This window comes from Aeromonas sp. R1-1 (genome assembly GCF_040908495.1).
Lineage (GTDB): Bacteria > Pseudomonadota > Gammaproteobacteria > Enterobacterales > Aeromonadaceae > Aeromonas > Aeromonas veronii.
In genome coordinates, this window is sequence record NZ_JBFODV010000036.1 from 1 (window position 1) to 6,289 (window position 6,289).

Genomic DNA, 6,289 nt, shown 5'->3' on the forward strand with positions numbered 1-6,289 from the left:
GATCACCATGGCGCAACGGCTGTCGGCGGTGGTGATGCGACCTTCGCCACCCAGTACCGCGGCGTTGTTGGCCTCTTTGTCCACCTTGAAGCCGAACAGAGCTAGGCGGTTCAGCACCATCTCGCGCACCATGGCGGCGTTCTCACCGATACCGCCGGTGAAGACCACGGCGTCCAGACGACCGTCCATCGCAGCGGCATAGGCGCCGACATACTTGGCCACACGGTAGGTGAAGACATCCAGCGCGCGCTTGGCACCGGCGTCGGTGGCGTAGTTGGTGGTGACGTAGCGGCAGTCGCTGCTCGCTTCGGTCATCCCCAACAGACCGGACTCACGGGTCAGGGTGTGGTTGATCTGCTCCACGCTGTAACCAAGCTGGTCGTGCATGAAGAAGACCACGGCCGGATCGATATCACCGGAGCGGGTACCCATCGCCAGACCTTCCAGCGGAGTCAGCCCCATGGAGGTGTCAACGGATTCGCCGTTCTTGATGGCACAGACAGAGGCACCGTTACCCAGGTGGCAGTTGATGATGTTCAGTTCATTCAACGGCTTGCCCAGCTCTTTCGCGGCTTCTTCCGCGATGTAGCGGTGAGAAGTACCGTGAGCACCGTAACGACGGATGCCGTGTTCGCGGTAGAGCTTGTGCGGCAGCGCATAGAGGTAGGCCTCTTGCGGCAGGGTCTGGTGGAAAGCGGTGTCGAAGACGGCCACGTTCTTCTCGGACAGCTGCGGGAACACTTTCAGCGCGGCGCGAATACCGATGAGGTGGGCCGGGTTGTGCAGCGGGGCGAACGGAATGGCGGCTTCGATACCGGCGATCACGCCGTCATCAATGCGCACGGAGCGGGAGAACTGCTCGCCACCGTGTACGATTCGGTGACCGATGGCCACCAGTTGCTCGGCAAGAGTCGGATCCTGCGGCAGGATGTGACCCACGATATGGTCGAGGGCCTCCTGGTGAGCGGCACCCGCTCCCAGCATGGCTTCGCCCTTGACCCCGTGGAGTTTCCATTTGATACGTGCATCATCCAGATTGAAGCATTCGGCCAGGCCGGACAGCATGTCCTCACCTGTTTCGGCGTCCATTACGGCAAATTTCAGGGAAGAGCTACCGCAGTTAAGGATCAATACCAACTTGCTCATTTTCTACATCTTCCTGTGCTTCGGCTTTATGCCGACAGTGTCGTGTCATCCAAAAGAGGATGGGATTCCCCTGCCGGGGGCTTATGGTCGCAGGAGGGTGCGTCCAATTTTTCAATTCTTGCTCTTGAAAGAGTCATCGCAACCTGTGGTGCGTATCACTGGTTTCAATTCTTGCTCTTGAAAGAGTGATCGCAACTTGTGGTGCATATCACTGGTTTCAATGCTTGCGAGTCTCAACGCATCAGCTGCGCAGGGCTCGCCTCAATGGGAATGCTCAGGCGATAGCCAGCAGATCCTTGTGTACCTTGACCACCAGCTTCTTCACCTTGGCGGGCAGGTTGAAGGTACAGAGCGGGCGATGCAGCTCGCCCGGCCAGAAGATGGCGAAATCGCCAGGTTGCAGCGCCAGATAGCTGGTCTGCTCGTCATCGACAAACCAGAGGTCGGGATGGGGATGGTCGGCGCCGTCGCTCACGTAGTCGTGGGGGCCCACACCTATCCACTCTTCACCGCGCAGCAGCAACTGGATATCGAGATACTGTTCATGGAATTCGCCACGGCGATCCGCGGCTGGCTCGGTCAGATCCTCGCTCACCAGACAGAACAGGTTGAGGCCATCGATCTCGGTCTTGCCGAGCGGAGCGTCACCCCAGTGCGCCACGCTCTTCACCACCTCCGCCATAATGCGGGCCAGCGGGGCGGGCAGCGGCGTCCGCTGCAGGGTGTTCAGGCTACCGGTGATCATGGCGTCTGTTTCCTGTTAGGTATATCTGGGCGGCATCTTTGCCAGCCAATGAAAAAGGACCTGTGACAGGTCCTTCAATAATGCCGTCTGCAATCCGTGCAAACCGGTTTAGAGCTTTTGCTCATGTTCAGCTATATAGGCACTGTTACACACTCGTCAGCACCTTGCCAAGAGACATAATCCCATTTTTATAGTGATCGTACCAGCTGAAACCATATTATTCACCACCCTTTCCCCCTCGACTTTGACCAGACGCAAAAACGGGCGCATCAGCGCCCGTTTTTTTCGCAAAACCGTTTAACAACCGGTTTCATTCAAGCCTTTTGGGCGTTTTCCACCGGTTTGGCGTACATGGCTCGCCAGATCGCCTTGTGCTCTTCCGGCACCTCTGACTGACGAGTCAGGAAGGCCGCCTGTTCGATGGTATTGGCCTTGCCGGAGACATCGGCCGCCAGATAGTTGCTGGGGAAGAGGTGGTAGCTGCTCCAGATCGCCTTGTCGATCAGCGCGGCCAGTTCGTCCGGATCGCTGAAGCCCTCGGTAATGGGGGCGCCGAAGGAGACGTGTACCCGCCCCTTCATGCCGACGATACCGGCGACGATACTCTCGATATCCTCGAACTCGCCCTTTTCGTAGCTGCCGTTGACCGACTTCTCGTAGAGCTCGCGCGCCTTCGCCTTGTCGGTGGGGTCCAGCTCGTAGCTGATGCTGACCGGCACGATATTGAGGCTGCGCATGTAGTCGACGAAGTCGATCTTCTGCTTCTTGCCGTCGACGTAGAACATCTTGAGGATGGCTGGATCTGTCTTGTCATCGCCATTCTTGGCGCGCCCTTCCTTCTGGGCGATCCAGATGGAGTGACCTTCGTGGACCGAGTTGCCAATATAGGCAGACAGCTCGCCGAGCGCCTTCATCATCTCCCGCGGCCCCTTGGCGGAGCGTTTGACGATAAAGCTCTTGTTGAGCTTCATCAGCTCGGTGGCGCAGGGTTTGCGCAGCAGGTTGTCGCCGATGGCGATGCGCACGGTATCGAAACCGTGGGTGTGCAGCCCCCAGTTGACGAACGCCGGGTCCATGGCGATGTCTCTGTGGTTGGAGACAAACAGATAGCCCTGCTCTTTCTTAAGATGCTCGATCCCGGAGAAGGTCACCCCCTTGGTGGAGGTGGCGATCATGCGGGACATGTACCGGGTGACCCCCATCTGGACCTGATGCACAGTGGTCACTTTTGACCATTTGCGGCGCAGGAACAGGCGGATCATCGGGCGGATGGCCCAACCCAGCCAGCTCATCAGGGAACCGAAACGATACTTGGCGATGGCGCCGATAAATTCATCATCCTGGATCAGCCGTTCGATGGCTGCCGGCACTTCTTCATCGCGGTAGGGGCGAATATCCGCGAATCTATCTACTTCAGTCACAATGTCAGCCTTGCATGCTAGGAAACCGCAGCCAACCCGCGTTGGCCGGGGAAAATTCAGGGCGCAATTTTACACGCTTTTATGGCAAGGGGTATGAGACAAGCATGAATAGTGAGATCTGACCAGTTTATTAATCGGATGCCAGTGCCAGCGCGACCGCCGCCTCGGCATGAATGGCGGTGGTGTCGTAGAGCGGCACGGCCGCCCGTGCATCCCCCACCAGCAGGGCAATCTCGGTGCAGCCGAGGATCACCGCCTCGGCGCCCGCGGCTGCCAGCCCCTTGATAATCGCCAGATACTCGGCCCGCGACGATTCACGGATCTCCCCCAGACAGAGCTCGTCATAGATGATCCTGTGTACCCGCTCCCGCCCGGCCTCATCGGGTACCAGCACCGCCAACCCGAAGCGCTCCTGCAAGCGCCCTTTGTAAAAATCCTGCTCCATGGTGAAGCGGGTGCCGAGCAGGCCGACCCGGGTTATCCCGTCCGCCTGCAATTTGGCCGCGGTGGCATCGGCAATATGGAGCAGCGGGATATCGATGGCCGCCTCAATCTCGGGGGCCACCTTGTGCATGGTGTTGGTGCCGATCAGCAAGAAATCGGCGCCGCCATCCTGCAACTTGCGCGCCTCCGCCGCCAGCAGGCGGGCGGTAGCGGGCCAGTCACCGGCATGCTGCAACCGCTAGATACCGGCAAAGTCGACGCTATTGAGCAACACCCGCGCCGAGTGCAAACCGCCGAGCTGCGCCCGTATCCCGCGGTTGAGCGCCTGATAGTAACTGACGGTGGACTCCCAGCTCATGCCACCCAACAGACCGATACATTTCATAGGAACTCCTTTCATCCCAAGGGAGGGCAGAACCACGCCACCTTGCAGGCAAGGTCACGGGGGCGAGATAAAAAAGGCCCCGCAGGGCCAACAAGACAGCCGGTAAAGGCCCGGGTCAACCCCGGGCTAAATCCAGATCATCCCGACACAGGCGGCCGTCGCCAGCCCCATGCCGAGATTGAAACGCCGCCAGCCCCGGGCGGTGCGAATGATTTGCCGCACCTGGGCACCAAACAACACCCAGAACGCCCCGGTATAGAGGCCGGTAATAAAGAAGATCACCAGCACCCAGAGCGCAGAGGGCCAGTAAGCCTCCCCCGCCAGGGTGAAACCGCTGATGGCGGAGAGCGCCATCATCCACGCCTTGGGATTGAGCAGTTGCAGCATGGCCCCCTGATGGGCGGGGATAAGCGGCCGGTTGCCCTCGGCCGGGCCGCTGGCGGTCGCCACCTTCCACGCCAGCCAGAGCAGATAGGCCGAGCCGATAAGCTTGAGGCCGTCGTGCAGCAGCGGCACCTTCTCGAACACCACGCCAAGCCCCAGCGCAGTGGCGAGGATCATCAGATTGATCCCCCCCACCACCCCTACCAGCAGGGGAATCGTGCGGCGAAACCCCTGCGCCGCCCCGGCGCTGGTGAGCAACATATTGTTGGGCCCCGGCGTGCCGCAGGTAACCAGAGCAAACCCCGCCAGGGGCAGTAACCAGTTCAGATCCATCTCAACCTCTTGTCGATACAACGCACCCGTTATGGGGAAAGCCTTCTAATATGCAGAGCCAACCCCGTGGCGACAAGTCAGAAATGGCTCTTTCTCGGCCCCTCGTCCATCAGCGCAACACGGCTCAATACCAGAGCATCACCACGCAGAGCGCCGTCAGCAGACCGAGAGAACCGTTGAGTCGCCGCCAGCCCCGATCCGAGCTGATCCAGTTGCTCAGCTGATGGCCAAACAGTACCCAGACAAAGCAGACCGGCAGGGCCACCAGCGCAAACATGACCATCACCGCCAGCTGACTCGACCAGTAACTGGCGCCGGGCAGGCTGAACAGACTGATGGCGGAGATCCCCATCATCCACGCCTTGGGATTGAGGAACTGAAAGCCCAGCCCCTCCAGCATGGTTAGCGGACGGGCCCGACGGGCCGGATCCCCCGGCGCGCCGGCCACCGCGATACGCCACGCCAGCCACAGCAGATAGAGGCTACCGAAGATCTGCAAACCGAGGCGCAGCAAGGGCCAGCGCTCGAACAGCGGATAGAGCCCCAGCGCCAGAACCAGTTGCAACACCGGCTGCCCCAGCCCCACCCCGAGCAGATGTGGCAGGGTGCGACGCACCCCGAAGTTGGCGCCGGAGGCCGTCAGCATCAGGTTGTTGGGCCCCGGCGTACCGCAGGTGAGTACGGCAAAACCGAACAGGGTGACATACCACTCCATCGTCATATTGTGACTCCTTGCTTGCCACATTGTATCGATACAAAGTGTGCTATTTGGTTGTTACCAGGTTGAAATTCACGCTATATTGACAGCAAATTTTGATCAATGGATTTATTGTCACCATGACAATCTGGACACCCGACCTTACGGCCTTCGATGGCCCCCTCTACCTCAAGCTGGTCAAAGCGATCGAACAGGGGATCGCGAATGGCGAGCTGCCACCGCAGACCCGATTGCCCACCCACCGATCCCTCGCGGATCGTCTGGGTGTCACCGTCGGCACCGTCACCCGCGCCTACAGCGAGGCGGAGCGGCGCGGCCTGCTGGCCGCCCGGGTGGGACACGGCACCTGGGTCAAGGGAGCGAACACGGATCCCGCCAATGAGTGGGTGATCCGCCAGGAGGAGGGGCACCGCATCGAGCTGTGGCAGAACCTGCCGGTGCAGCTGGATCGGGCGGCCATCATTCGCCCCATGCTGGGGGAAGTGGCAGACGGGGATCTCAACGCCCTGCTCGGCTATGACAAGGAGGCGGGACGACCGGATCAGCGCCAGCAGTTCGTCAACTGGCTGGCGGAGCAAGGGGTGGCCTGCAGTGAGGAGCGCCTGCTGTTCAGCCACGGCGCCCAGCACGGCATCATGCTGGCGCTGCTGGCTACCAATTGCGTAGGGGAGACCATCCTGTGCGAGGGGCTGAGCTACCCCGGTATGCTGGGT

The 6,289-nt window shown here is 60.3% G+C and carries 6 protein-coding genes and 1 pseudogene; 1 reads left to right on the forward strand and 6 read right to left on the reverse strand.

Going from position 1 to position 6,289, the window contains the following annotated elements; translation table 11 throughout:
• The 6 genes and pseudogenes from AB5Y92_RS01650 to AB5Y92_RS01675 form a co-directional block, all read right to left on the reverse strand.
• Positions 1-1,146, reverse strand: a 1,146-nt coding sequence (locus tag AB5Y92_RS01650) for an acetate kinase (RefSeq protein WP_368225285.1), incomplete at its 3' end; no start/stop codon positions are given.
• A gap of 274 nt (positions 1,147-1,420) precedes the next feature.
• Positions 1,421-1,891, reverse strand: coding sequence for a YhcH/YjgK/YiaL family protein (locus tag AB5Y92_RS01655; RefSeq protein ID WP_368225286.1), 471 nt, complete (start codon positions 1,889-1,891; stop codon positions 1,421-1,423).
• Between the two features lie 314 nt (positions 1,892-2,205).
• Entirely contained in the window at positions 2,206-3,312 is a 1,107-nt protein-coding gene (locus AB5Y92_RS01660) for a 1-acyl-sn-glycerol-3-phosphate acyltransferase (RefSeq protein ID WP_042084524.1), read from the reverse strand.
• 130 nt (positions 3,313-3,442) lie between these two features.
• Positions 3,443-4,141: pseudogene (locus tag AB5Y92_RS01665) on the reverse strand (aspartate/glutamate racemase family protein).
• A 126-nt stretch (positions 4,142-4,267) separates the two neighbouring features.
• Positions 4,268-4,858: a LysE family translocator gene (locus AB5Y92_RS01670; protein ID WP_005335534.1), complete on the reverse strand. Its 591-nt coding sequence runs from the start codon at positions 4,856-4,858 to the stop codon at positions 4,268-4,270.
• Positions 4,859-4,982: 124 nt separating this feature from the next.
• Complete coding sequence (locus tag AB5Y92_RS01675; RefSeq protein ID WP_040068356.1) at positions 4,983-5,579, reverse strand: LysE family translocator; 597 nt, start codon at positions 5,577-5,579, stop codon at positions 4,983-4,985.
• Positions 5,580-5,695: 116 nt separating this feature from the next.
• On the opposite strand from AB5Y92_RS01675, the gene AB5Y92_RS01680 reads away from it, so the two are divergent.
• The coding region (locus tag AB5Y92_RS01680; protein WP_368225288.1) for a GntR family transcriptional regulator at positions 5,696-6,289 on the forward strand (594 nt) is incomplete at its 3' end.